The sequence below is a fragment of the Marinobacterium profundum genome (genome assembly GCF_001528745.1).
GTDB classification, from domain to species: Bacteria; Pseudomonadota; Gammaproteobacteria; order Pseudomonadales; family Balneatricaceae; genus Marinobacterium_A; species Marinobacterium_A profundum.
In genome coordinates, this window is sequence record NZ_BCNS01000139.1 from 46145 (window position 1) to 72279 (window position 26135).

18 protein-coding genes and 2 pseudogenes are annotated in these 26135 nt (G+C 54.5%); 18 read left to right on the forward strand and 2 right to left on the reverse strand.

From position 1 onward, the window contains the following. Nucleotides 1-26: 26 nt before the first annotated feature. A complete protein-coding gene (gene trxB, locus MPRO_RS16245) occupies nucleotides 27-983 on the reverse strand; it encodes a thioredoxin-disulfide reductase (protein ID WP_067295079.1) in 957 nt (318 codons plus the stop codon). A gap of 619 nt (nucleotides 984-1602) precedes the next feature. Between trxB and MPRO_RS26660 the strand changes: the two are divergent. The 7 genes and pseudogenes from MPRO_RS26660 to MPRO_RS16275 form a co-directional block, all read left to right on the forward strand. Beyond that, nucleotides 1603-2013 (forward strand): annotated as a pseudogene (locus tag MPRO_RS26660) (DNA translocase FtsK 4TM domain-containing protein); the annotation flags it as partial. Between the two features lie 807 nt (nucleotides 2014-2820). Beyond that, nucleotides 2821-4308: pseudogene (locus MPRO_RS26665) on the forward strand (DNA translocase FtsK); the annotation flags it as partial. A gap of 2 nt (nucleotides 4309-4310) precedes the next feature. After that, nucleotides 4311-4946 carry an outer membrane lipoprotein periplasmic chaperone LolA gene (lolA, locus tag MPRO_RS16255; protein ID WP_082708874.1) on the forward strand — a complete coding sequence of 212 codons (636 nt, stop codon included), beginning with the start codon at nucleotides 4311-4313 and terminating at the stop codon, nucleotides 4944-4946. Then, a complete protein-coding gene (locus MPRO_RS16260) occupies nucleotides 4946-6292 on the forward strand; it encodes a replication-associated recombination protein A (RefSeq protein ID WP_067295085.1) in 1347 nt (448 codons plus the stop codon). Before lolA ends, MPRO_RS16260 begins: the two co-directional genes overlap by 1 nt. An 84-nt stretch (nucleotides 6293-6376) precedes the next feature. After that, nucleotides 6377-6748: a fluoride efflux transporter CrcB gene (crcB, locus tag MPRO_RS16265; protein WP_067295088.1), complete on the forward strand. Its 372-nt coding sequence runs from the start codon at nucleotides 6377-6379 to the stop codon at nucleotides 6746-6748. Nucleotides 6749-6771: 23 nt separating this feature from the next. Then, complete coding sequence (gene serS, locus MPRO_RS16270; protein WP_067295091.1) at nucleotides 6772-8046, forward strand: serine--tRNA ligase; 1275 nt, start codon at nucleotides 6772-6774, stop codon at nucleotides 8044-8046. Nucleotides 8047-8384: 338 nt separating this feature from the next. Continuing rightward, nucleotides 8385-9614: a UbiH/UbiF/VisC/COQ6 family ubiquinone biosynthesis hydroxylase gene (locus MPRO_RS16275; protein WP_067295095.1), complete on the forward strand. Its 1230-nt coding sequence runs from the start codon at nucleotides 8385-8387 to the stop codon at nucleotides 9612-9614. Between the two features lie 664 nt (nucleotides 9615-10278). Here the strand turns inward: MPRO_RS16275 and MPRO_RS16280 are convergent. Beyond that, entirely contained in the window at nucleotides 10279-10830 is a 552-nt protein-coding gene (locus tag MPRO_RS16280) for a phasin family protein (protein WP_067295098.1), read from the reverse strand. 390 nt (nucleotides 10831-11220) lie between these two features. Here MPRO_RS16280 and MPRO_RS16285 point away from each other — a divergent pair, with 390 nt between their 5' ends. From MPRO_RS16285 to MPRO_RS25885, 11 genes are all read left to right on the forward strand, one after another. After that, on the forward strand, nucleotides 11221-14145 hold the full coding sequence (locus MPRO_RS16285; RefSeq protein ID WP_067295101.1) for an insulinase family protein: 2925 nt from the start codon (nucleotides 11221-11223) through the stop codon (nucleotides 14143-14145). An 82-nt stretch (nucleotides 14146-14227) separates the two neighbouring features. Beyond that, nucleotides 14228-16336, forward strand: a complete 2109-nt coding sequence (locus MPRO_RS16290; protein WP_158651839.1) for a sensor histidine kinase — start codon at nucleotides 14228-14230, stop codon at nucleotides 16334-16336. Nucleotides 16337-16648: 312 nt separating this feature from the next. Further along, nucleotides 16649-17338 carry an alpha/beta hydrolase gene (locus MPRO_RS16295; RefSeq protein ID WP_067295107.1) on the forward strand — a complete coding sequence of 230 codons (690 nt, stop codon included), beginning with the start codon at nucleotides 16649-16651 and terminating at the stop codon, nucleotides 17336-17338. Between the two features lie 742 nt (nucleotides 17339-18080). Continuing rightward, a complete protein-coding gene (locus MPRO_RS16300; RefSeq protein ID WP_067295110.1) occupies nucleotides 18081-19136 on the forward strand; it encodes a BMP family protein in 1056 nt (351 codons plus the stop codon). A 715-nt stretch (nucleotides 19137-19851) separates the two neighbouring features. Next, nucleotides 19852-20013, forward strand: a complete 162-nt coding sequence (locus MPRO_RS25880) for a hypothetical protein (protein ID WP_158651840.1) — start codon at nucleotides 19852-19854, stop codon at nucleotides 20011-20013. Nucleotides 20014-20033: 20 nt separating this feature from the next. After that, nucleotides 20034-20192, forward strand: coding sequence for a YqaE/Pmp3 family membrane protein (locus MPRO_RS25150; protein ID WP_082708876.1), 159 nt, complete (start codon nucleotides 20034-20036; stop codon nucleotides 20190-20192). Nucleotides 20193-20304: 112 nt separating this feature from the next. Next, nucleotides 20305-20742 (forward strand): DUF4231 domain-containing protein, encoded by a 438-nt coding sequence (locus tag MPRO_RS16305; RefSeq protein WP_067295113.1) that lies wholly within the window; start codon nucleotides 20305-20307, stop codon nucleotides 20740-20742. 520 nt (nucleotides 20743-21262) lie between these two features. Continuing rightward, nucleotides 21263-21976 carry an RluA family pseudouridine synthase gene (locus MPRO_RS16315; protein WP_067295119.1) on the forward strand — a complete coding sequence of 238 codons (714 nt, stop codon included), beginning with the start codon at nucleotides 21263-21265 and terminating at the stop codon, nucleotides 21974-21976. Between the two features lie 1536 nt (nucleotides 21977-23512). Then, on the forward strand, nucleotides 23513-23890 hold the full coding sequence (locus MPRO_RS16320) for an Ltp family lipoprotein (RefSeq protein WP_067295121.1): 378 nt from the start codon (nucleotides 23513-23515) through the stop codon (nucleotides 23888-23890). A gap of 115 nt (nucleotides 23891-24005) precedes the next feature. After that, on the forward strand, nucleotides 24006-24404 hold the full coding sequence (locus MPRO_RS16325) for an ACT domain-containing protein (RefSeq protein WP_067295124.1): 399 nt from the start codon (nucleotides 24006-24008) through the stop codon (nucleotides 24402-24404). 1006 nt (nucleotides 24405-25410) lie between these two features. Further along, complete coding sequence (locus MPRO_RS25885) at nucleotides 25411-25980, forward strand: hypothetical protein (RefSeq protein ID WP_158651841.1); 570 nt, start codon at nucleotides 25411-25413, stop codon at nucleotides 25978-25980. The last annotated feature ends 155 nt before the right edge of the window (nucleotides 25981-26135 follow it).

Sequence of the window (26135 nt, forward strand, 5' to 3'; positions counted from 1 at the left end):
TATGGCCATTGTGTCAGGAGCGTGGCTTACTTTTCCAGATCGTCGAGGTAACGCTCGGCATCCAGTGCCGCCATGCAGCCAAAGCCCGCCGATGTCACGGCCTGGCGGTAGACGTGGTCGCTAACATCACCGGCGGCGAAAACACCGGGAACGCTGGTGGCGGTGGCGTTGCCTTCGAGCCCTGAGCGAATTTTCAGGTAGCCGTCATGCATGTCCAGCTGGCCTTCAAAAATATCGGTGTTGGGCTTGTGGCCGATGGCGATAAAGACGCCGGCCAGCTCGATATCCTGGGTGCTTTCGTCGTCGGTGCTGCGAATACGCATGCCGGTGACGCCGGTGGCATCACCCAGAACTTCGTCCAGAGTGTGGTTCCAGACAATCTTGATGTTGCCGTTCTTGGCGCGCTCGAACAGCTTGTCCTGCAGGATCTTCTCGGAGCGCAGACTGTCACGACGGTGCACCAGGGTGACCTCGGCGGCGATGTTCGACAGATACAGCGCCTCTTCAACGGCGGTGTTGCCACCGCCGATAACGGCGACTTTCTGGTTGCGGTAGAAGAAGCCATCGCAGGTGGCGCAGGCGGAAACGCCTTTGCCCATAAAGGCTTCTTCGGATTCCAGGCCCAGGTACTGTGCCGATGCGCCTGTGGCGATGATCAGGGCGTCGCAGGTGTAGATACCCATGTCGCCCTTGAGGCGGAACGGGCGGCTGCGCAGGTCTGTTTCATTGATATGGTCGAACAGAATTTCAGTGTTGAAGCGCTCGGCGTGAGCCTGCATGCGCTGCATCAGCTCGGGGCCCTGCACGCCTTCGGCATCGCCAGGCCAGTTGTCGACATCGGTGGTGGTGGTCAGCTGGCCGCCAGCCTGCATGCCGGTAATGATTACCGGGTTAAGGTTTGCCCTGGCAGCGTAAACGGCGGCCGTGTAACCGGCGGGGCCGGAACCAAGAATAATAAGACGGTGGTGTTTGACTTCGCTCATGTTAGATCCGTGTCGATGTTAGATGAGATGTAAAATAAAAAGTCTGATTCGGTACTTGATGGATGGTGCCGCAAGCCGGGCGTGCATGTTCTGTGACTGTAAATAGCCGGTAGCTGCAAATTAGCTGCAGCGCGCTCATAGTGTTGGTCACAGATCGGTGCTGTTCGGGCGGGCTCCTGTCTGCTTTCATTGTGAAAGCCCACTGTGCAAAGTGGCAGGCTTTCAAGATGAGGGCAGAGGATACTGAATTCAATCCCTGGCAGATACGCTGCTGTCTGGCAATATGAGTACTCTGGCTCTGTTCAGCCGGCTGTCAGAATTGCCCTGTATAGTCGTTGCAATGGGGTGCAGCTATCGCGTTTTGTCTGCGGTGTGCTGATTCAGTAACCACAAGCGCCGCGTCGCGGGTAACTATCGCTTATTCATGTCTTTGCATCAATAGCGAGTCAACCCAAACCGCCAATTGTGGTATGTTGTTGGCCTGAAAAATCGGGCTAAATTAAGGGCTTGTTGTTTGAGTGAACAGAATTTGAAAGCATCGCTGTCGTTTACGGAACTGCTGGTGCGTATAGCCAAAGAATCGGCGCTGATGTTGGTGCTGGGTGTCTGCCTTTATCTGATGATCGCGGTGCTGGGATATGACGGCCGGGATCCGGGCTGGTCCCATCTGGGCTATCAGCCCGAGGTGAGGAACCTCGCCGGTACCGCCGGTGCCTGGGTCGCTGACTGGTTGTTTTCCTTCTTTGGAATTGGTGCCTGGTTGGTGCCTGTATTGCTTGCCTATCCGTCCCTGCGCTTTTTGCTGCGTCGCAAGGTTAGCCTGCTTGATGGCATGCCGTACCTGATTCTGCGCGCCAGCGGTGGCCTGCTGTTCGTGGCCGGGCTCTGTGCGCTGGCATCTCTGCATCTTTCCAATACCGTACTTGAGTATCCTTTTACCGCCGGCGGCCTGATCGGTCAGGCGTTGTCTGACTGGATCGTATCCTGGTTCAGTGTGCTGGGCGGGTCTGTCGTACTCTGGACCCTGATGCTGGTGGGGCTGACCTGCTATGTCGAAGTGTCGGTTGGCCAGGCACTGGACTGGATAGGGCGCGGATTGCTGAGCATACCCGCGAGGATAGCGTCCCTGGGGCGCTTGAGCGCGCGCCGTAGTCCTCGAGGCGGTGCTAATACGGACACTACTGTCGCTGCTAAGCCCACCGTTGCACCTGGCTATAGCAGCAGCGTGTCCAGTGCGCGCGTGCGCACTGAGCCCTCTGGCGCTGAGCCTTCACAGGGCGCAATCGCGCAGACTCCTGCGAATAAGAGCACAGCAGTACCGGGCTCTGCATTCAGCGGCCTGACTGAAGAGCAGGCGCCGCTGTTCCTGACACCTGAATTTGCCGATGAAGATGCATCTTTATCGCCACCCCAGGCACAGGGGCGTAGCAGCGAGACTGCAACTGGCCGCCCCGCGCCTCGGCCTGAGCGTGTAGAGCCGAGCTTTTCGTTTGAAGAAAGCTCTGCTGCCAGAACAGCCCCGCAAGATCTGCACGACAACGCACGTCAGGATTACAGCGATTATGCTGATGCACCTTTCGCTGTTGAGCCGGCTATGCCGAACTCTACCGCTGCCAGTGCTGTCGCACCGGGGCCTGTTGCCGTATCCCAAGTGCTGGATACCGCAGCAGGCCGTATGGCGCCGCCAGTTGATACGGCAGGGCAGGGGATGGATGAGGCGGTGCGCAAGGGGGTGCGCATAGTGCCGCTGGCTGAGGCTCACAAGCCGATGCAGGACAGCGACCTGGGGCTTGATCATGATCAGCGCTCCACGGGTTTGCGGCCCGCGCGACAGCAGGTGCCCTCGCTGGATCTGCTGGACCCGCCTGAATTGCATCAGGAACAGGGGTATAGCGACGATCAGCTCGAAATGATGTCACGCCTGCTGGAACACAAACTCAAGGATTTCGGTGTAGTTGCCGAAGTGGTGGAAGTGAATCCAGGCCCGGTTATCACGCGCTTCGAGCTGCAACCGGCTCCGGGCGTTAAGGCCAGCAAGATTACCAATCTGGCGAAGGATCTGGCCCGCTCCATGGCGGTACTTAGCGTGCGCGTGGTTGAGGTCATCCCCGGCAAATCGGTGGTGGGTATCGAGATACCCAATGAATCCCGCCAGACGGTGCGCCTGAGTGAAGTACTGAACTCCAAACCCTATCGCGAGGCTTCGTCGAAGCTGACGCTGGGGTTGGGTAACGACATCGCCGGTAACCCGGTGGTAGTGAACTTGGCCAAGATGCCCCACCTGCTGGTGGCCGGTACCACGGGGTCGGGCAAGTCAGTGGGCGTCAATGCCATGCTGCTCAGCCTGCTGTTCAAGGCCACGCCCGATGAAGTGCGCCTGATGATGGTCGACCCCAAGATGCTGGAGTTGTCGATCTATGAAGGTATTCCGCACCTGCTGACGCCGGTTATTACCGACATGAAGGAAGCCGCTGGCGGTCTGCGCTGGTGTGTGGCCGAAATGGAACGGCGCTACAAGCTGATGGCCAAGATGGGGGTGCGTAATCTGGCGGGCTTTAACGAGAAGTTGCTCAAGGCGCAGGACCAGGGGCAGCCGATCAAGGATCCGCTGTGGAACCCGGAACAGGAAGGTCTGCCGTTTGATACCCCGGCGCCGGCGCTCGAAACCCTGCCTTACATAGTGGTGGTGATCGACGAGTTTGCCGACATGATGATGATCGTCGGCAAGAAGGTCGAAGAGCTGATTGCCCGTATCGCCCAGAAGGCACGTGCGGCGGGTATTCACCTGATCCTGGCGACACAGCGCCCATCGGTGGATGTTATAACCGGCCTGATCAAGGCCAACGTGCCGACGCGTATCGCCTTTCAGGTGTCCTCCAAGATAGATTCGCGCACCATTCTGGATCAGTCGGGTGCGGAAAACCTGCTGGGCAACGGTGACATGCTGTACCTGCCGGCCGGTGTCAGCGTACCTAACCGCGTGCACGGTGCCTTTGTGAGTGATGATGAAGTACACCGTGTCGTGGAGGCCTGGAAACTCTACGGCGCGCCCGCCTATATCGACGACATTCTGAACGATCCGTCTGAAGGCGGCGCACCTTCTGCCGGCCTGTTTGATGATGAGCAGGATGCGCTTTATGACGAAGCCGTTGCCTTTGTGCTTGAAAGTCGCAAGGCATCGATTTCGAGCGTCCAGCGCAAGCTTAAGATTGGTTACAACCGCGCCGCCCGAATGATTGAAACCATGGAAGCTGCCGGCGTCGTAACGTCGGCAGGCAGCAATGGTCAGCGCGAAGTGCTCGCGCCACCACCACCGAGAGATTGATTATGAAACAATTAGTTGCTGTTGGTTTTGCAGGTTTTTTGTCGTTATTTTCGGCGCCGCTTTGGGCGCTTGAAGCGGATACCAAGTTGCAGCAGATGCTGCAGGGCTACGATACTTTCAGTTCCGAGTTCGAGCAGTTTTCGGTGACGGATAATGGTCAGCGCACCGAAGCGACCAACGGCACTCTGGTGCTGCGCAAGCCCAATCTGTTCCGCTGGACCAGCGAAGAACCCTTCCCACAGGTGATCGTCAACGACGGCACCTACCTGTGGATCTACGACCCCGATTTGATGCAGGTTACGCGCAAGCCCTTTGATGCCAGTGGCAACAGTGCGCCGGCGCTAATTCTGAACGGCCAGATCGATCGCCTGGGGGAGGACTTCACCATCACGCTGGTAACTGAATCCGGCAGCGAGGCGCTGTTTGAACTGCTGCCGCGCAACGAGCAGAGCACCTTTACCCGTATCCGGCTGTTGTTTGTCGAAGAACAGATTGGTCAACTGATGCTGGAAGACTCCCTCGGTCAGCGCACCACCATCCAGTTTCATAACCAGCAGCAGAACCCGACACTGGGTGCCGACCTGTTCAGCTTTGATGTGCCCGATGGCGCAGATCTGATACTCGATCCGGGTGCCTGATGGACGATTTGTTTGCCGATAACACGCCGGGATACGAGCCACTGGCGGCCCGTATCCGTCCCCGCAATCTTGATGAATACGCCGGCCAGCAGCATCTGCTGGCCCCCGGCAAGCCGCTGCGTCTGGCGCTGGAGCAGGGCGTTGCCCATTCGATGATCCTCTGGGGGCCGCCCGGTGTCGGCAAAACAACCCTTGCGCGGCTTATGGCCAGGCAGATTGATGCCCATTTCCTGACGCTCTCGGCGGTGCTCTCCGGGGTCAAGGATATCCGGGCAGCGATCGAGGAAGCGCGTGCCTACAAGGCCCAGTCGGGACGCAAAAGCATCCTCTTTGTGGACGAGGTGCACCGCTTTAACAAGTCGCAGCAGGATGCCTTTCTGCCCTATATAGAAGACGGCACCTTTATTTTTGTTGGCGCGACCACCGAAAATCCGTCGTTCGAACTTAATAACGCACTGTTGTCCCGCGCCCGCGTCTATCTGTTGCGTAGCCTGGAGGCGGCGGATCTGATGGGTCTGTTGCACCATGCGCTCAAGGATAGCGAGCGCGGTCTGGGGAAACGCCGCCTCGATGTCGCCGATGGCGTGCTGCAGCAGATTGCGGTGGCGGCCGATGGCGATGCACGGCGGGCGCTGAATTTGCTGGAGATTGCCACCGATCTGGCCCAGCCCGATGGCGACGTTGAACGCATTGATGAGTCGGTCATGACGGAGGTACTCGGTGCCAGCGGGCGTCGCTTCGACAAGCAGGGTGACCTCTTCTACGACATGATCTCGGCGTTTCACAAGTCGGTACGCGGCTCGTCGCCGGACGGTGCGCTCTACTGGTATTGCCGCATGCTTGATGGCGGCTGTGATCCCCTCTATGTGGCGCGCCGTCTGGTGGCCATTGCCTCTGAAGACATCGGTAATGCTGATCCCAGAGCCATGCAGGTCGCACTGTCCGCCTGGGATGCCTTTGAACGGGTGGGTCCTTCTGAAGGCGAGCGTGCCATTGCCCAGGCGGCGATTTACTGCGCCAGTGCGCCCAAGAGCAATGCGGTCTACCGGGCTTTCAATCAGTGTCGCGCCGACGTGGCCGCCGATGCCAGCCTTGAGGTGCCGGTACACCTGCGCAATGCGCCGACCAAACTGATGAAGGATCTGGGTTATGGCGATGAGTACCGCTACGCCCACGATGAAGAAGGGGCTTACGCAGCGGGTGAGGTCTACTTGCCGGAGTCGATTGCCGATCGGCGCTACTACGAGCCGAGCCGGCGTGGTCTGGAGCAGAAAATTGCCGACAAGCTGGATCACCTGGCCAATCTCGATGCCCAAAGCGCACGGCGTCGTTATGCGCCCAAGTGACCTCACTTTGAGCGTTTTATCTGCAGAGATAGCGTTTTTGCCGGTCTGAACTGAAATGAACGCCGCAATGGCAAAGGATGAGTCATGCTGCACTTGATAGCGATTGCCACCGGGGGCGCCCTGGGTGCGCTGGGGCGTTACTGGATCAGCGGTCTGCTTAATAATGCCCAGGGCCGTTTCCCCCTGGGCACACTGCTGTGCAATGTCGCGGGCTCGCTGTTGATGGGCGTGCTCTTCGTGCTGGTGCTCGAAAAGGCGCGCCTGAGTCCTGAATTACGTCCCCTGCTGATGGTCGGCTTCCTCGGCGCATTCACTACCTTCTCCACCTTCGCGCTGGAATCAGTGGTGATGCTGCAGGAGGGGCATGTCATGTCCGCTTTAATCTATGTATCATTGAGCGTTATTCTGTGCCTTGCCGCCCTTTATGTCGGCATGACGCTAACCCGCCTGCTGTGATTTAAAAGGTGCTTTGAGAACCCATGCTAGACCCTAAATACGTCCGCTCCAATCCAGAAGAAGTCGCTCAACTGTTAAAGAAAAAGGGCTTCGACTTTCCCGTCGAGCGCTTTAGCGAACTGGAACAGCAGCGCAAGGAAGTGCAGGTCACCACCGAAAACCTGCAAAGTGAACGTAACAGCCGCTCCAAGCAGATCGGCAAGGCCATGGCTGCGAAGGAGGATGTTGCGCCCCTCAAGGCTGAAGTTAAGGCCCTGGGCGAACAGCTGGACGCCGCCAAGCTGACCCTGGCTGATCTGCAGGCCGCACTCGATGATTTGCTGCTGGGCGTGCCCAACCTGCCGGATGCGAGCGTCCCTGAAGGCCTGAGCGAAGATGACAATGTTGAAGTACGTCGCTGGGGCCAGCCGCGCAACTTCGATTTCACCCCCAAGGATCATATTGATCTGGGTGAGCAGCACGGCGAGCTGGATTTTGAAACCGCCGCCAAGCTGACAGGTGCACGCTTTGCCGTTATGAAGGGCAAGATTGCCCGCATGCACCGGGCACTGATTCAGCTGATGCTGAATACGCATACCGAAGAGCACGGCTACACCGAAGTCTATGTGCCCTTTATGGTCAATGCGGATTCTCTGTACGGCACCGGTCAGCTGCCCAAGTTCGAGGCGGACCTGTTCAAGGTTCCCTTCGGTGATCGTGATTACTACCTGATCCCGACCTCCGAAGTGCCGGTGACCAACCTGGTGCGCGACGAAATCGTGCCGGCTGAGCAGATGCCACTGCGCTTTACCTGCCATACCCCCTGTTTCCGTTCGGAAGCGGGCGCCTCCGGCAAGGACACCCGTGGTCTGATTCGTCAGCACCAGTTCGAAAAGGTCGAGCTGCTGCAGCTGGTTGAGCCGTCCAAGTCCTGGGAGGCGCTGGAAGAATTGACCGGTCACGCCGAGAAAATTCTGCAGCTGCTGAACCTGCCGTACCGCGTTATCACGCTCTGTGGCGGCGATCTGGGCTTTGGCGCGGCCAAAACCTACGATATCGAAGTCTGGGTGCCGGGTCAGGACAAGTTCCGCGAAATCTCCTCCTGCTCCAACATGCTGGATTTCCAGGCGCGGCGCATGAAAGCACGCTGGCGCAACCCGGAAACCGGCAAGCCCGAGCTGCTGCACACGCTTAACGGTTCGGGTCTGGCTGTGGGTCGCACCCTGCTGGCAGTGCTGGAAAACTACCAGCGCGCAGATGGCAGCATTGAGGTGCCTGAGGTGCTGCGCCCGTACATGGGCGGCGTTACCGAAATATAATGGCTAGCAGCCTGTCGGACTTGCCACTGATCTACTGCGGAAAAGCCGAATTTGGCCATTTTTCGTGCTCTTTTTTACTCGTCGCAGGCTCCTCGGTCTGCGACCCCGCTAAAGCGGTTCTTTCCACTTCGTTTCAAGTGTTAAATAGAACCACTATTTGCCTTAAAAGAGCTCAAAAACTGCCTCAAGTAGGACTTTCCCTCGCTACGATCGGCCAAGTCCGACAGGCTGCTAAGCGGCACGTCACGACGATCTGTCGTGGCGTGTCTGCGCTTTGTCCCGGTCTTTTTTCCCGCCTCGTTGTATCTCGCGTCTGAATTGAATTCGAAGAGCCCGTTATGAAAGCACGCTATGACATTCTGATCGTCGGCGGCGGCATGGTCGGTGCGACCCTCGCCTGTGCGCTGGGAAACAGCCCCTTGTCGGTCGGCTTGATCGAGCATGATTTTGCAGTGCCCTTTGAGCCCGATCAGCCTTACGACCTGCGGGTGTCGGCCCTGAGCGCTGCATCCCGCAACATATTGCAGACCCTGGGTGTCTGGGACGGTATCAGCAGTCGGCGTCTGTGTCCGTACCGCCGCATGAAGGTGTGGGAGGCGGATGAAGTGCGTGCTGCCACCGAATTTACTAGCGACGAAATTGGCTGCAGCGAGCTGGGGCATATCGTTGAAAATCGCGTGGTGCAGCTGGCTTTGCTGGAACGGGTGCGCAGCTTTGCCAATATTGACCTAATTTGTCCGGCCCGAACCGAACATATCGAGTACGCGCCCGGCAGCAGCCTGGTGCGACTCGCCGATGGACGCGAAGTGCTAGGGCGCCTACTGGTGGCAGCGGACGGCGGCCAGTCCCGCGTGCGCCAGGCCGCGGGTATCGGTGTAACGCAGTGGGACTACGACCAGCACGCGCTGGTTGCCAGTGTTCAAATCGGGTATGAGCAGCAGGACATTACCTGGCAGCAGTTTACGCCAACCGGGCCCCTGGCCTTTCTGCCACTGGGGGGTAATCATGCCTCACTGGTCTGGTATGGCAAACCTGATACTCTTAAAGCCCTTATGGCGCTGGATGATGCGGCGTTCTTGCAGCAGGTTGAGCTTAACTTTCCGGCAAGTCTCGGGCAGATCGATAAGGTGTTTGCGCGTGGATCTTTCCCGCTGCGGCGTCAACATGCCCAGCGTTATGTCGGCGAGGGTGTGGCCCTGGTGGGGGATGCGGCGCACATGATTCATCCGCTGGCCGGGCAGGGCGTGAATATCGGTCTGCTGGATGCAGCGGCTCTGGCCGAGGTGATCGTCCAGGCCCAGGCGAGTGGGGAACCCTTTGGTGCGGCCCAGGTGCTGGCGCGGTACGAGAAGGCACGCCGGCAGCACAATCTGATGATGATGCAGCTGATGGATTCGTTTTACCGTGTCTTCAGCAACAGTAATCTGCCTTTAAAACTGCTGCGCAATCTGGGTCTGGGGCTGGCGGAACGGCTGGCGCCTGCCAAGCGCAAGGTCATCCGCATGGCCATGGGGCTGGAAGGTGACTTGCCGGCTCTGGCGCGGGGAGAGGCGATCATTCGAGAATAGCAGCCTGTCGGACTTACCACTGATCTATTGCGGAAAAGCCGACTTTGGTCATTTTCTGCGCTCTTTTTCGTTAAATAGAACCACTATTCGTCTCAAAAGAGCTCAAAAACTGCCTCAAATCGGACTTTCCCTCGCTACGATCGGCCAAGTCCGGCAGGCTGCTAGGCGAGAGTCTTGAGTGCAGGCTGCTAGAGCGAAAAATAGCTACAGTGCTCGCAGGCTTCTTACGGGACCAAGGGTGGTGATCGCCATGGATGGCGGAAGTCCTGAACATAAACCCAGCTCTGGTACGTCCTGTACCCGCAGGATAAATACGTCCATTTTACAGGCCGTTCCTCGGCTTAGGCATCCTGCGTCGCTCTAACTCCTACATCCCTGTAGTCGTGTGCATCCATGCGCCCACGGCATCACCGCCATGGATGGCGGAAGTCCTGAAAATGCAGGAGCAATTGTCAGGGACCGTTCATCCTGAACATAAACCCAACTCTGGTACATAAGCTACATGGATGTAGTGAATGCAGCTTCTGCAGGAGCAATAAGCTGCCCTGTACCCGCAGGATAAATACGTCCATGTATAAAAAAAGGGCTACCCGAGGGTAGCCCTAAAAAGGTCTGGCAGGGCCAGACCTGAGTGGTTGAGGACGTGGATCCTCAGGGAACAACTTTACGCAGCGGTAGTCGCAGCAGGTGCAGCGGCTTTGCGCGGAGCGGCCTTGACAGGCGCCTTTTTCTCAACTTCTTCAGCGACTGGGGCAACTGGAGCAGCGATGAAAGCGCTCATGTCAGCGAACTTGCTCAGATCGGTGAATTTGCTGAAGTCAGCGAATTTGCTGAAATCGGTGAACTTGCTCATGTCAGTGAACTTGCTGAAGTCGCCGAACTGATTTGTTGGCAGTTCAGACATTTCAGTGATGCTTTTCTCAACGATTTCGCTCAGCTGATCCTTGGCTTCAGTCAGAGTAGCGATTTCCTGCTCTGCAACGTTGGTCAGTTTTGATTCCAGGGTCTTGAAGAACTGAACCTGCAGTTCTACGGCAGACTTGGGTTCCTTGACAGCAGTCAGAGCTTTCATCTGAGCGATGCTGCTGTTGAACAGGTCAGTGACGCAGGCAGACTGCAGGGCGAACAGTTTTTCGGCCGCTTTTTTGTTGATCTCGGTGATATCAACAATAGGCTGCATTTTATCTTTCATGTCTTTCATAATATCGTTGTACATGGTCTTTACCTCAATTGAGTATTGGCGGCGTTAACTGGAATCAAATTTGTGCGTTGCAGCAATTGAGATCAAATATAGAGCGAGCCCATCGCTCTGTCAATCCAAAATGTTGCGCTGCACAAAATATTTTTTTAAGACCTAATGGCACTGATATCCCAGTGTTCAGCGGTATTTTCAGAGTTCAGGGGTTGCCTGGGCGCTGTTACAACGCAGATGCGTACAGCAGGTTGGCGGGTTCTGAACACCTTGCCTTGCACGGGTATCGGCGCCAATCTAGCACTTCAATGCAACAGTTTTTTGAAACCGGGCGCAGAGCCTATAGAATGGGTCTTTGCGTTTTTCATCAAGGTCGCAGTGACGACCACGGACAGGTTGAGGCACATCGCTTTCATGCAGACACAGAACTGTCATTCCAGCTTTCGTTTTCTCCGCAGTGAAGTTATAGAGTCACTGAACATTGAAATGGCTGAGTATGAACATCAGCAAACAGGCGCGCGGCACTATCACATCGCCGCCGATAACGAAGAAAATGTGTTTCTGGTGGCGTTTCGCACCGTGCCGATGGATTCCACCGGCGTAGCCCACATGCTTGAACACACGGCACTGTGCGGTAGCAAGCGTTACCCCGTGCGTGATCCCTTCTTTATGATGACGCGCCGCTCGCTCAATACCTTTATGAATGCCTTCACCAGTTCAGACTGGACGGCCTATCCCTTTGCCAGCCAGAACCGCAAGGATTACTTCAACCTGCTGGATGTCTATCTGGATGCGACCTTCTTTTCGCGCCTTGATCCGCTGGACTTTGCCCAGGAAGGTCATCGCATGGAATTCAGCGAAGCCGGCAATCCGGATTCACCGCTGGTCTACAAGGGTGTAGTACTGAACGAGATGAAAGGGGCCATGAGCTCCGCCGTCTCGACCCTGTACCAGACACTGGGAAAACATCTGTTTCCGACCACCACCTACCATTACAACAGCGGTGGTGATCCTGAATGCATTACGGATCTGAGCTACGACGAGCTGCTCGAGTTTTACCGCAGCCACTATCACCCCAGCAATGCCGTCTTCATGACCTTCGGCAATATTGCGGTGGAAGAGCTGCAGTCACGCTTTGATGGTCAGGCGCTGGCGCAGTTCGAACGTCTGGACAGCCATATACAGGTGAGCGACGAAAAGCGCCTGCATGCGCCTATTCGTGTAGAGGAAGCCTATGCACTGGACGAAGAAGACCTGTCCGGCAAGACCCACCATGTGATGGGCTGGCTGCTGGGGCAGTCGATCGATCTTGAAGCGCAACTGCGTGCTCACCTGCTGTCCCGCGTGCTGCTGGACAACAGCGCTTCGCCGCTGCGCCATGCGCTGGAATCCAGTGAGCTGGGCAGTGCGCCGTCACCGTTGTGCGGGCTGGAAGATTCCAACCGTGAAATGAGCTTCATGTGTGGCCTGGAAGGCAGTGACCCGCAGCACGCCGATGCCTTTGAAAAGCTGGTGCTCGATACATTGAAAGAAGTGGTCGAGAAGGGCGTGCCCCAGGAAATGCTCGAAGCGCAGCTGCATCAGCTGGAACTGTCACAGCGTGAACTCAGTGGCGACGGTTATCCCTATGGCCTGAATCTGATCATGTCGTCCATCTCCGCAGGTATTCATAACGGCGACCCGATTGCCGTGCTGAACCTGGATCCGGTGCTGGAAAAACTGCGTGAAGACATCAAACAGCCTGATTACATCCAGTCCATGGTGCAGGAGTTGCTGCTGGATAATGCCCATCTGGTACGCTTGTCCCTGCGCCCCGACAAACAGCTGGCAAGCCGTCGGGATGCGGCGGAAGCGGCGCAGCTGGAAGCTATTCGTGTTCAGCTGAGCGATGCTGAGAAGCAGCAGATCATTGCGCAGACCGAGGCGCTGGAAGCCCGCCAGATGCAGGTAGATGACGAGAGCATCCTGCCCAAGGTCGGTATCAGCGATGTGCCGGTAGAAATGAAAATACCGCAGCCCCAGGTGCAGCTGCAGCAGCCGCAGCCGCTGGCACTGGAGGCCTATGCCCAGGGCACCAATGGCCTGGTGTACCAGCAGCTTATTATCGATCTGCCGGCGCTGGATGAGCAGGAACGCCGTTTGTTGCCGCTCTTCACCCACTGCCTGACTGAGCTGGGCTGTGGCGAGCGTGACTACAAGCAGAACCAGCAGTATCAGTCTCAGGTGTGCGGCAGCATCGGTGCCTACACCGAAGTGCGTGGCGCGGTGGATAATGAGCAGCAGGTCAGCGGTTTCCTGGTGTTGTCCGGCAAGGCGCTGGCCAGCAAACAGCAGGAGCTGGTTGATCTGATGCACGAAACGCTGCAGGTCGCCCGCTTTGATGAACTCAAGCGTTTGCGTGAAATCGTCGCCCAGACCCGTACCCGCAAGGAGCAGAGCATCACCGGTCAGGGGCATGCACTGGCCATGACCGCGGCGGTGGCCCGCATGAGTCCAGCGGCCCAGTTGGGTCATGAGACCCGTGGTCTGGAGAGCATTGGCTTTATCAAGGCCCTTGATGCGTCCCTCAAGGATGACAGCGCCCTGGCACAGCTGGCGGCGCAACTTGAGGGCATCAAGCATAAACTGCAGGGCGCACCGCGGCGTTTCCTGCTGGTAGGTGACGCCGATCAGCAGGACAGCATGCAGCAGCAGATGCAGGCCCGCTGGCAGGATGTGCCCGTGAGTGCGGATTTCAGCGCCTTTGCGCTGGAGCCTGTGCGCGAATCGGTGCGCCAGCTCTGGACTACCAGTACCCAGGTAAACTTCTGCGCCAAGGCCTATCCCACAGTGCCGGTCGAGCATGAAGATTCGGCGGCGCTGACGGTGCTGGGTGACTACCTGCGCAATGGTTATCTGCACCGCGCCATTCGTGAGAAAGGCGGTGCTTACGGTTCCGGTGCCGGTCAGGATTCATCAGATGCCGTGTTCCGTTTCTTCTCCTACCGCGACCCGCGTCTGGCTGAAACCCTGGAAGATTTCGATGGCTCCATCCGCTGGCTGCTCGAGACACCGCAGGATGCGCAAAAGCTTGAAGAGGCGATCCTCGGTGTGGTCAGCTCTATCGACAAACCGGGCTCTCCTGCCGGTGAAGCCAAGCAGGCGTACCACAGTGCGCTCTTTGGCCGCAGTGCTGAGCAGCGCAGGGCCTATCGCCAGCGCATTCTGGCAGTGACGCTCGATGACCTGACCCGGGTAGCTCAGCGCTATCTGACCGGCGACAATGCCAGTATAGCGGTGGTGACCAACCCCGCAGGTGCTGCAAAAATGGGCGAGGGCTACGACGTCATCGCAATCTGATGCGCTGATTAGCCAAAGCCAGACAGGGCCCCGTACGCGGGGCCTTGTCTTTTATACCTTAAGGATAATGAAAGTGGTGGCCATGGCAGTATCAGGCAGAAACAAGCGTCGTCTGGTGTTTTGGCTCGCAGGTCTTGGGTTCACAGCCGCGCTGGTTACCCTGGCGGCGGATCGGGCGCGTGACTGGACATTGCAGACACTGCAGCGCGGTGGCAGTGAAGTACTGCTGAGCCGTATTGGCGAGATCCGCAGTTGGCTCGACAGTTACGATTACCTGCCGTTTCTGCTCACCCAAAATCGCGATGTGCGGGCACTTCTGTTGTACCCCAATCAAGAGATGGGGGTGCGGGTCAGCCGCTATCTGGAGCAGACCAGCCTGGTGGCCGGTTCCACCGCGCTCTTTATTCTGGATGGCAGCGGCCGTGCAGTAGCGTACAGCCGCTGGCGTGATCAGCAGGATTTTTATCTGCGCTCCCACCGCTCAAGGGAATATTTCACCGATGCCCGCGAGGGGAATCAGGGGCGGCGCTTTCGGATTGATTCCGATCAGCAGCAGCCGGCGTTTTACCTTTCAGCACCCATCTATGATGAGCAGCGCTTTATAGGCGCCTCAGTGGTGCGCTTGAGTCTCGAGTTGCTGCAGGATCGGCTGGGGGCAACGGTGCCCTGGATGCTAAGTAGCAACGAAGGCAGGGTGTTTGCATCGTCTGACCCGGCCTGGTTGCACGCCTCCTTTACCGAACTGTCTGGCGCTGCGCGATTGAGCCACCTGGACAACGGCACCGCAGTTCAGCTCTGGTCGTCGGGCCAAGGTGATGAATCCATGGCGCAGTCGGTGCGACTGGATGATCTGGGCTGGACCCTTACCGTGCTGCAGGATACCGCGGTGGCACAGCGCAATATGCGTTCGGCTATGCTGGTGACCCTTGGCGGCTGCATTGCCTTTGCGTTGCTGCTGCTGTTTTTGCGGGAGCGGCGGCTAAAGCAGCGCTCGCAGCAACAGGCGCAGCAAACGCTGGCCAGCAGCGAGCAACAGCAACGGGACATTATCGATACCGCCCAGGTGGGGCTTATCACCGTGGACGAGCAGGGCCGCATGCTGTTTCTTAACGGCACGGCACTGAAACAGTTTGGCCTTTCGGCGTCCCTGGCACTGGAGCAGCCTCTGCGCCGATTACTGGCGCCCGCAGCTGAATTCGGAGTACTGGAGCGCGCTCTGGGGCGCCTGGGAAAACGGGGCTTTGCTGCGCTGATCGGCCTGGAGGCCGTCGGGGTACGTGGTGATGGCAGTGAATTCCCGCTGCTGTTCTCCATTCGCGCCATGCAGGGGGCAAACAAGGAGGAAGAGGGCGCGCACTATCTGGTCACGGTGATAGATATCTCCAGGCGCAAGCGGCTGGAGCAGGCGCTGCAGGAAGCCAATGAAACCCTGGAAGCCAAGGTCGTTGACCGCACCCGGGAGCTGCAAAGCATACAGCAGGAACTGCTGCAGGCTGAAAAACTGGCGGCGCTCGGGCGCATGGCCAGCGCCGTGGTGCATGAGTTGAATCAGCCGCTCACCGCCATGCGCACCTATGTGGCCATCTGTCGCAAAATGCTGCAGCAACCGCAGATGCTGGATGAAAGTCTGGTCGAGGTGGATGGCCTGGTGGATCGCATGGCGGTGATTACCAGCCAGCTGAAAACCTTCGCCTACCGCAAACCCGAACGCATGGAGGCGGTGTCCCTGCTGAGCGCCATCGACCAGGCGCTGGCGCTGTTTCGTGGCCGCTTTGCTGAAGAGCAGGTGCAGATCAGCTTCAACCCCGATATCCCGGACGATCGCGTTGCCGGCGACAGCGCCAGGCTTGAGCAGGTACTGGTGAATCTGATCAAGAATGGCTGTGATGCCATGCTGGACTCGCTTGAGCCGCGCCAACTGTCGCTGCGGTTGTCCGCCGAGGATGGCTGGCTGGAATTGCAGGTCGCGGACCGGGGCACGGGCATTGCCGAAGAGGCCCTTGGCAAGCTGTTTGAGCCCTTTTTTACGACCAAGCATATAGGTAGTGGCCTGGGGCTCGGCCTCTCCATAGTACGCAGCATAGTGCGGGATCTGGGGGGCGAGATTCACGCCGAGAATCCACCCCAGGGGGGAGCCTGCTTTACCCTGCGTCTGCCCCAGTACGGGCAGTTACATGAGGCTGGCAGCTGAAAGCTCAGGGCTAAGCGCGGTCAGGGTGTCGTTCTGATCATCCCTGATACGACTTCTTGGTCGTGTCATTTTCTTTGTACGCGCGAATAAAGTAACCAATACGTCTTACCTACAAGAATGCGCACCCGCAGAAGCCTTAGATGATTAAGTGTTCTATATTTAATGGCGTTTAACTTGATTTGAATGGAAGAACTTCAGGAAGTGTTGATCTCAGGAAAAGCAGCCTCCGGGGCCAGGAAATGTTGCGTGTCAGGATGACGACTTCTAGCGGTGCTTGCTGCGGGACATTTTTCCAAACAGGAGAGCTGATCTATGAACGAGAATCCTGCCATTATCCTGGTGCATGGCTTTTGGGGCGGTGCTGCGCACTGGAGCAAGGTCATCACCGCGCTTGCACACAAAGGCTTTACCAAGCTGCATGCAGTGGAGTTACCGCTGACGTCGCTGGCCGACGATGCTGCACGAACCCGCAAAATGGTGGCGCAACAGCCAGGGCCTGTGCTCCTGGTCGGGCATTCATACGGCGGTGCCGTGATCACCGAAGCGGGCGATATGCCCAATGTCGTCGGCCTGGTGTATATAGCTGCGTTTGTGCCTGATGCCGGCGAAAGTCCTGGCGGTATTACCGAAAGCAACCCGCCTGTGGCGATCGCGAATATAGCCCCTGACAGCGACGGCTACCTCTGGATCAAGCAAGACACATATCATCAGAGTTTCTGCCAGGACCTCACTGCGGAAGAAGCGCTGGTGTTGGCGGTGACGCAGAAAGCGCCGTTGGGGTCGACGTTCGGTGATAAGGTCACGGCTCCAGCCTGGAAGAAAAAACCGAGCTGGTATCAGATTTCCAGTGAAGATCGCATGATTCACCCGGATAATCAGCAGACAATGTCCACGCGCATCAATCCACGCAAAGTCATCACGCTCGCAGCGAGCCACGCGTCACTCATCTCTAAGGCTGACGAGGTGGCAGGGCTGATAGAAGAAGCGGCTCACGCAGGGTAAGCGGTCGCCCAACCCCTCTGAGCCGTCTCCACGTTAATAGCCTGGGAAAAATTCCAGGCTATTAAGTGCAGTCTTACGCCTTAGCAATTTAATCTGCATGCTTTGAATTCCTGGCCCATTCTCGCTGCGTTTTGACGCCATTGTGCGACTTCTCGGCACTTCAAGGTGAACTTAACGAGTATCTATCTTCGTGCAATTTAGCGAAAAGACTGCCTATTCACGGCGATTATGGCTACGTTTTACGGTCTTCTAACCTGAACGTCATATGTGAGCACAGGCTCTATGTCTACGGTTTCTGCGGGCAGGATCGAGCGTCCGCATCATTGTGATAATTTTGCATACAATATAATAAATTATTGACACAATTGTGCACATGGCTTAGTTTTGAAAAACCTAATCAACTGGTCAAGTTGTGAGCCGAGGTTAATGCTGCAGTGTGCTGGCGATAGATCGATATTTAGATAGGGCACAATAAAACTGCTCATCTGGTGGGGTTATCTGTCTCTGTGCGAGTCTGACAGCCACCCGAAGCGGCCGGGCGTAGAAACTGACTGTTCCGGTGACTGTATTTATATTGTCGATCAAGGTTTAGAGCGTGTTGTATTTTTTACTGGCGAACAAAACCAATTTCAGGGTTGAGTTAAGAGTCCAGTTTTTCGATGAGGATAGTGGTCGAACTAAATAATATGCAGGTGAGTGATATTTAAACAACGATTCGTGGATAACGGAAAGGAATACAGAAATGAAAAAAACGTTCGCAGCTCTATCTAAAAACATTATCGCCGTGAGTATTGCCGCACTTATACCTATTTCGGCTAGCCATGCTGCAGAGCAACTGAAAATTTCTGTGCTGATACCCGGGAAGCACAATGACAATGGTTTTATGGAAGCCGCCTACCGTGGCTACGAAAAAATAAAGAATGAACTGCCTATCGAGGCGAGTTACGTTTCAGATATATCGGCAACGTCTGATCCTGTTTTACTGACCGAGGCAATGAGAAAGTTGGCCGCCGAGGGCCCTGACATGATCATTGCCCACGGTGGGCAGTGTAATGGTCCGGCGGAAACGGTGAGCAAGGAATTTCCCAACATCAAATTTGTTGTTATCCAGGGTCATGTCCAGGGGCCTAACCTCTCAAGCTATGTTGTAAAACAGGAAGAATCGGCCTGGCTTGCAGGTGCTCTGGCCGGCTTGTCGACGAAAAGCAATGTGGTTGGGCACATCTCTGGCGCCTGGCCAAAGCCAGGTCTGATGGGCAGAGCCGCCTTTTACGACGGTTTGATGTATGTAAATCCTGAAGCTAAATTTGTTTCCTGGTTTACCGGTGACCTCGATAACACGGCAATCAATGGCGATGCTGCAAAAGGTGAGATCAATTATGGAGCTGACGTTATTTACACCATGCTTAACGCCGGTCGCCAAGGCGTAATTGATGAGATAAAGTCACATAAGGGTAAAGTTCGACATATCGGTAATGTCTCAGACTGGACAACGGTTGATGATACATTCATAGGGTCTGCAGTGGCTGACGCAAGTGTCGCAATTCTTAATGCGGCGAGAGATCTTAGCGATGGTAGCTGGAAGCCGAACAGGGTGGAAGAAATTGGACTTTCTCAGTCTGACGTCGTTACCCTGGCATATTCCAAGGATGTCTCTCCCGATGTACAAGAAAAAATCACTACCTTAAAAGACAAAATACTGTCTGGTGATATCAAGATTAAAACCCAGTACGATGGTCAAGAGTTTAACCCAGCAACAGGGGAATTCGTAAGCCAGGCGTTCAAGGAAAATAAATAGACTAGAATTTTACTAAAATAATCACTAACGGAATCAAGGATAAATCCGTTAGTGATTTATAATTTCCTTCTTTTGTGCCGTGACACTGAATATAAATTCTCAGATGGCAGCAGTCATCTGGGCTTTGGATATAAGCCGTCTAATACGAGTCTGTATTTCGCCTCTCGGCGACCTACTTCACCTTGTAGAGAGTCCTTGTTACGCGACAAGGACTCTCTACAAGGAAAAGTGCGCAAATCTCTTTACCTTGAAAGCTGGCGCCCCGCAGAAGCCTTTTCGCTGCGCTCTGACGCCAGTGTGCGGGTGCCTGCCTTCAAGGTGAAGAGTCGGAACATCCTGTTCCTAATCTGCAGCTCGACAGTCCCTGTCTTTGCCCCTGCGGGCCTGATCGCACACTGACGCCAGTACTTGCCGGCATATGGCCATGGTTGGCCGGTAGTTAGAAAATGCAGGAGCAATTTTCTGCTCAGAAGGGGTAAGGAAGCTGCTCTGATGTTTGGGTGGTAATGGCTGCTTTCGTAGGCTGTCAATGAGCCTGCGAATTACACCGTGCGGCGGTACGCCGCCATACAGGCAAGGTGAAGAGGGGATATCGATGTCACCAATCCGCTGCCTGGCAGTCCCTGCCTCATCCCTTTGGGTCTGATCGGATCATAACCCGGATGTGTAACTGGCACTGCTGATTTCCCTCGCAATACCTATACTTATGTTTTGTATGATCTTGGTTGCGGCATTTTCAGGTACGGAATTTGTCGCAGGGGCGGGCGTTAGCCAGAGCTTTGAGCTGCGTTTGGCAGAGCCTGGCAAGCTGTGGGTGCTGGCCGGTACTGGTTATGGTGTGCAACCGGTCTTATTTATGGATATGCGCATTTTTTGACGGACGAGGAAATACCTGTAATGAATAGATTGCTTTTGATCATACTGGCTTTGCTATTACCGCCTGTAGCGGTTTTTATTAATAATGGTGTGGGTAGGGATCTGCTTATTAATGTAGTGCTGTGTTTTTTTTTCTATGTGCCAGGAATGATACATGCGCTATGGTTAGTGACTAAGTGACAGTAAATAGTATATTTAAACGGGCGCTGAATTTTAGAGGTTCGACAACATTAAATGCTGCCTCGCTGCAAGGTTGCCCATTACCATGGCGTTAGGTGGAAAGGCGTAGAATATGAAGAAACTCGAAATATTCAATAGCATGCTGGAAGAACAGATTGCTTTTTTTACCAAAGAAGCTGCAAAGCACAAGAGCCTGTACCGGTCTTGCAGATACTCTGTGTCAATTCTTTCTGCGCTCTCTGCAGTATTGGCGGCACTCACCGTCGTGGTAGACGACGATCTCATTAAGGTTTTAATAGTGGTTGCCTCTGCAGTCTCCAGCGTAATAGCCTTTCGGGAGGGTTTGCGTAAACCTTACGAGCTCTGGATGAACGAGCGCTCCACGAGCCATGCCTTGCTTGACCTCAAGCGCGACGCCAGGTTTTACTTAACCGATAATAGTTCAGATGAAGATATCGAAGATTTCTTTCAAAAGATGCAATCGATAGTCACCATGTCAGGAAAAAACTGGAGAGCCGTGGTGTCATCCGATTCCAAAGTCACTAAATAGAAATTGGGTAATTGTTTAGTTCAACTGGTAGCCGCTCTCTGGCCTTTTGTGTGTATCTTGGTACGGTGATGCCTAAGCCATCCATCAAGTGGGGCCTGCTAAAACATGCCCTTATGTCAAATATTAGCCATCGGGCGTGAAATCAATGGATTTGACCATCCCTTATACGTTCTATCCTGCGGCACTGCCGCATGGGTGGGCGTGGGGTTTATTCGGCGTTGCGATTCTGGGTGCGCTGGTTCTATCGGTTGCGATTGGCCGAGCCAGGAGACCCTGGGCGGGCGTGCTCCTGTTCGTTCCAGTTCTGCTCGGACTATTGGTGGTCACCATCGTTGTTGGGGTGGTAATCACGTTATTCATACATGATGTGTAAGGCGCATTGGAGCTGCTCTGATGTTTGGGTGGCCGTCGTGGGTGAGTCAGTGCGATAATTGCCGTCATTTTTCGAACAACAGTCACAGTACTGCCCGCCCAGTCAGCCAAAGCGGTGAGTGAGGCATGCCAGGAGCGGCAATATTAAATGTCCAGTGCAGGCCCGCCGGTGAATACCATCGTTGATGACTTTGTGGCGCCGGTGTGTGACGCTTTAGTGGTCATTCTGTATCAGGATGACGACATCCTGCTGATCAACAAGCCCAGTGGTCTGCTCAGTTTGTCGGGCAAAAATCCCCTCAACTGGGATTCGGTGCACTACCGTTTGGTGCACGGCCAGGAAGGGGAGAGCCCTGCATTCCCTGATGCAAAGTTGCCGCATCGACTGGATTTTGGAACCTCCGGCATTATGGTGGTGGGGCTGAATGCAGCCTCGGCGCAACACCTCAATCAACAGTTTCAATCGCGCAGGATTCAAAAGCGCTACCTGGCTCTGCTCCAGGGCTGGATTCCCGATGATCAGGGGCAGGTAACAGCACCCATTGCGAAAGATAAAATCCATTTCCCCCGGGTAAAAATTTGCCACAGTACCGGCAAGGCGGCCATCAGTGAATTCCGAGTATTAGAGCGCCTGGAGCAACCGCGTCGCAGTCGGGTGCAATTTAATCCGCTTACCGGGCGTACACACCAGTTGCGTATTCACAGCCTGGAAATGGGCCATCCCATTCTTGGGTGTGATCTGTATAAAAGCGAGCAGAGTGAGCAGATGGCGGAGCGTTTGTTGTTGCACGCCAGTGATTTGTATTTTGAGCATCCGGGTACGGGTGAGGCGTTTCATGGGGACTGTGATTGTCCGTTTTGATTCGGGGGTTATTTCCTTCGACGGAGCTCGCAATATAGCTAGCGAGGTGGCTTTCTGGTAACCCCGGTTATGGCCTCTTGGTCGTGTTGCTTTCTTTGCTCGCGCAAATATAGTAACCAAAGCTCCTTACCTTCAAGAATGCGCCCCCACAGAAGCCTGTTTGCTGCGCTTTGACGCCATTGTGCGGGTGCCAGCCTTCAAGGTGAAGAGTCGGACTATTCTGTTCCTAATATGCAACTCGACAGTTCCTGTCTTCGCGCCTGCCGGCTGGTAGCTCGTCGGTATATAGCCATGGATGGCAGGCATACGGTGGGACTATATGACTGGCTGTGTGGACGGATAATTTTGAGGTTTTCTGTCAGTCTGTATTTCTCCTCTCGGCGACCTACTTCATCTTGTAGAGAGTCCTTGTTACGCGACAAGGACTTTTTACAAGGGGAAGAGTGCAAGGCTCTTTACCTTGAAAGCTGGCGCCCCAATGAAGCCTTGACGCTGCGCTCTGGTGCCATTGTGCGGGGGCCTGCCTTCAAGGTGAATAGTCGGAGCATCCAGTTCTTAATATTCAACTCGACAGTCCCTGTCTTCGCCCCTGCGGGCCTGATCGCACAATAACGCCAGTGCTCGCCGGTATATGGCCATGTATGGCAGGCATACGGTGGGACTATAGGACTGGCTGTGTGGACGGATAACTTCGAGGTTTTCTGTCAGTCTGTATTTCGCCTCTCGGCGACCTACTTTCCTTGTTACGCGACAAGGAAAGTAGGCAAAGGAAGCGCGCCCCACAGAAGCCTTTTCGCTGCGCTCTGACGCCATTGTGCGGGTGCAGCTAACGGAACATCCTGTTCCTAATCTGCAGCTCGACAGTCCCTGTCATCGCCCCTGCGGGCCTAATCGCACAATAACGCCAGTGCTCGCCGGCTTCAGAAGGGGAAACAAGAGCCGTTCTGATGTATTGGTGGTAATGGGAGGGACGGGTTTAGCATTTGTAGCCCAAGATGGTGAGCCGCCACAGAGGTTGGCCAGCTATGGAGGGCAGCATCACTGCTGCTCTTTCTATACTTGCTCCTTTTTCCTTCCAACTTGAACCTGTTTTGGGCATCATGCTTTGAGCGCCAAGGGAGTACCGGTGCATGTTTTGACGTCATAAAAGCACAATCGTCAGCTGAGCAACGGAAGCCAGGCTGGGTGAACTCTCTCCCCAATCTCAATCCATCCGTTCTTCCTGGCTCTGCCTGCATCGCATGCAGGACCGTATTTCGTCATCGTTAGGGCGGTAGCGTGGTTTTTCAGCCCGTTCAGAAGATAAGAGCAGGGCAACGTGGTGGAGGTATCGAGTTCAGAATCGTATGGATATGAGGTTTGGTGATCGCTTTGTCACATTGAGTTCGACTGAGAAAATAATCTGAACGGCTCACGCTACCAGGCGTTGCGTTTTTTTGACGAGAATTCATTGGGAAATACTGGCCTCAGGCAAAACGGCCTCCGAGGCTATGATACAAATGTTAGGCTCACATTTTCATAAATAGAGAAATTACTATGAATTTTTTGAAATTAACAATGATTGCTGTTTTGTTTGCTGCAGCACCTACTTGGGCGGGAAGTCTGACTGGGCCTCAGAAGAACGCCCTCAGATCTGCGCAGCAGTACCTCAGCATCTCTGGCTTCTCACGGAGTGGGCTTATTCTGCAGCTCTCATCAGATTATGGGGATGGTTATAACGTTTCTGATGCAACTGTAGCGGTCGATAATCTGAACATTGATTGGAACAAGCAGGCGGTAAGATCTGCGAAGCAGTACCTTAGCATCTCGGGCTTCTCGTGCAAGGGCCTCATTACTCAACTTTCATCAAGTGCTGGAGACGACTACACCGAAAGCCAAGCAAGCTATGGGGCGCGGCAGGCGGGTGCTTGCTAGTAGGTAATACGGGCGGCCTAACAAGGCTAGGCACAGCGACGTATTTTTCGTAGTGGCTTTATCTTCACTACAAAGCCACGCGTGCTGGCAGCGTTAGCAGTATGGAGAAAATCGTATGCCGGGGATTACTGAATTAGATGAATTGTTACGGTCTATGAGTCCTGATTTATTAGAGCCTGAATTTGTATTTTGCTCCGTGTCAGGCAGTTTAAACGAGTATTTATCTTTAAAGCCAGTAGCTACCTTTGTTGAGCCTGAAGGGCTAACTTTGGTACTTGAAAAGTCTGTCGCATTGAAAGCCGGTTTGTCATTTGAAGGTTCGTTCAAACAGATTACTTTAACCGTTCATTCCAGCCTGGAAGCGGTTGGGTTAACAGCAGCGGTTTCAACCAAGCTGGCGTCTAAAGGTATCAGTGCAAATGTTATCGCTGCTTTTTATCACGATCATATTTTTGTACAGTCGGCCAAAGCCGATGCTGCACTTTCCGCATTATTGGAGTTCAGCGAAACCTGACCCCGTGACTTGTTCCGTGACTCTACACCAGTGACGGAAGGTAGAGCCGTATGCTTCCGAAAGCGCACCGGTGGGAGGAAGCTCTGCTAATTTTTTTTGAGCCTGTATTTCGCCTCTCGGCGACCTACTTCACCTTATAGAGAGTCCTTGTTACGCGACAAGGACTTTTTACAAGGGGAGGAGTGCAAACCTCTCTACCAGAAAGAGTGAGCCCCGGAAGAAGCCTTTTCGCTGCGGTCTGACGCCATTGTGCGGGGGCCTGCCCTCAAGGTGAAGAGTCGGAACATCCTGTTCCTAATATGCAACTCGACAGTTCCTGTCTTCGCCCCTGCGGGCCTGATCGCACAATAACGCCAGTGCTCGCCGGCTTCAGAAGGGGAAACAAGAGCCGTTCTGATGTCTTAGTGGGACTCTGCAGGGGTGACAAGGTGTCCGATCTTGGGCATGATGCCTAACAGCCTGTTAAGGGACCAGCGGAGTATTGGTGCCGGGTGTTGATCGTCCCTAAAGAAAATCGTCAGCTGAGCAACGGAAGCCAGGCTGGGTGAACTCTCCCTCCCCAATCTCAATCTATCCGTTCTTCCTGGCGCTGCTTGCATCGAATGCAGGACCGTATTTCGTCATCGTTAGGGCGGTAGCGTGGTTTTTCAGCTCGTTCAGAAGAGAAGAGCAGGGCAACGTGGTGAGGTATTGAGTACAGGATCCTATGCAGTGCAAACGGCCTCGCAGACCAGTATCTCCAGTCAGCCTGCAAGTATTGCCGACACCTCGTCCTTGAAATGGTTAGAAAGCCTAGACTGATACCTTTTGGACGGGCTGCCGTCGAGAAAAATACCTTTTTTCCATTCAATAGAATCTTTAAGGTGATGGTTTTTATATGAAAATCAATGTGATAGATGCCATGCTGGGGTTGATGGGGATAATTAAAAGGTATACCTTCTAATAATTATTATGAGGCCGAAGGCCTCATTAACAGACTGTTATCAACACATCGGAGCGATAGTTTATGATTATTAAAGATTACTCTGGAAATATAGAAAGTTTTGAGCGATTTTTGATATCAAAGCTGTGCTCTGTAGAGGAAATTACAGGTAATGATAGTGCCCTTTACAAAAAGATAATATATGTTTCCTTTATTGATTCCCTTGCTGCATGTGTTTTCCCTAGAAAGGGAAATCGTGATCGTTTTATATCAACTATTGAAAGATTTTCGCACTGGGATGATCGAAATAGAGTTAGTATAACTCATTTAGGAAAATACGTTTATAGTAATCCTCATCCATCATTAAGTGATGTTAGAAAATATGTAGGGCCGGTGTTAGAGCGTTGGAGAGAAAGGCAAAATGAGAATATCTTCATTTCTGAAGATCCAAGGCTAAGTGATACGGATATTAAGCATATTAGCTGGAAGAAGGATAAAGAGTCGGGTATTGATCTTTCAATTGACTCATTCACTCACAGCAATCTCCTCTATAAGATGAGAAATGCACTTGTTCATCAATTTCAATCTAGAGCAGATGAAATTTTACCTTCTGATCCTAAAGAGCCTTTTTACCAAGTAATTAATCAGGGGTAAACCCCCGGCTATGCCGGGGTGACTCGCATAGGTTTGACCTTGACTCTTATACACATCTGACGCTGCAGACGAAGCCTTCCCAATTAAACTCGAATCACACCTCATTCTTAAACCAACAATATACACACGCTGACTCTACCAAAGAGAAGCATACA

Coding starts and splice junctions, on each gene's coding strand:
- crcB (WP_067295088.1), top strand. CDS start 6,377: ATGCTGCACTTGATAGCGATTGCCACCGGGGGCGCCCTGGGTGCGCTG.
- MPRO_RS16295 (WP_067295107.1), top strand. CDS start 16,649: ATGAACGAGAATCCTGCCATTATCCTGGTGCATGGCTTTTGGGGCGGT.
- trxB (WP_067295079.1), bottom strand. CDS start 983: ATGAGCGAAGTCAAACACCACCGTCTTATTATTCTTGGTTCCGGCCCC.
- MPRO_RS16300 (WP_067295110.1), top strand. CDS start 18,081: ATGAAAAAAACGTTCGCAGCTCTATCTAAAAACATTATCGCCGTGAGT.
- MPRO_RS16260 (WP_067295085.1), top strand. CDS start 4,946: ATGGACGATTTGTTTGCCGATAACACGCCGGGATACGAGCCACTGGCG.
- MPRO_RS16305 (WP_067295113.1), top strand. CDS start 20,305: ATGAAGAAACTCGAAATATTCAATAGCATGCTGGAAGAACAGATTGCT.
- MPRO_RS25885 (WP_158651841.1), top strand. CDS start 25,411: ATGATTATTAAAGATTACTCTGGAAATATAGAAAGTTTTGAGCGATTT.
- MPRO_RS16325 (WP_067295124.1), top strand. CDS start 24,006: ATGCCGGGGATTACTGAATTAGATGAATTGTTACGGTCTATGAGTCCT.
- MPRO_RS16315 (WP_067295119.1), top strand. CDS start 21,263: ATGTCCAGTGCAGGCCCGCCGGTGAATACCATCGTTGATGACTTTGTG.
- MPRO_RS16320 (WP_067295121.1), top strand. CDS start 23,513: ATGAATTTTTTGAAATTAACAATGATTGCTGTTTTGTTTGCTGCAGCA.
- lolA (WP_082708874.1), top strand. CDS start 4,311: ATGAAACAATTAGTTGCTGTTGGTTTTGCAGGTTTTTTGTCGTTATTT.
- serS (WP_067295091.1), top strand. CDS start 6,772: ATGCTAGACCCTAAATACGTCCGCTCCAATCCAGAAGAAGTCGCTCAA.
- MPRO_RS16280 (WP_067295098.1), bottom strand. CDS start 10,830: ATGTACAACGATATTATGAAAGACATGAAAGATAAAATGCAGCCTATT.
- MPRO_RS16290 (WP_158651839.1), top strand. CDS start 14,228: ATGGCAGTATCAGGCAGAAACAAGCGTCGTCTGGTGTTTTGGCTCGCA.
- MPRO_RS16285 (WP_067295101.1), top strand. CDS start 11,221: ATGCAGACACAGAACTGTCATTCCAGCTTTCGTTTTCTCCGCAGTGAA.
- MPRO_RS25150 (WP_082708876.1), top strand. CDS start 20,034: ATGAATAGATTGCTTTTGATCATACTGGCTTTGCTATTACCGCCTGTA.
- MPRO_RS16275 (WP_067295095.1), top strand. CDS start 8,385: ATGAAAGCACGCTATGACATTCTGATCGTCGGCGGCGGCATGGTCGGT.
- MPRO_RS25880 (WP_158651840.1), top strand. CDS start 19,852: ATGATCTTGGTTGCGGCATTTTCAGGTACGGAATTTGTCGCAGGGGCG.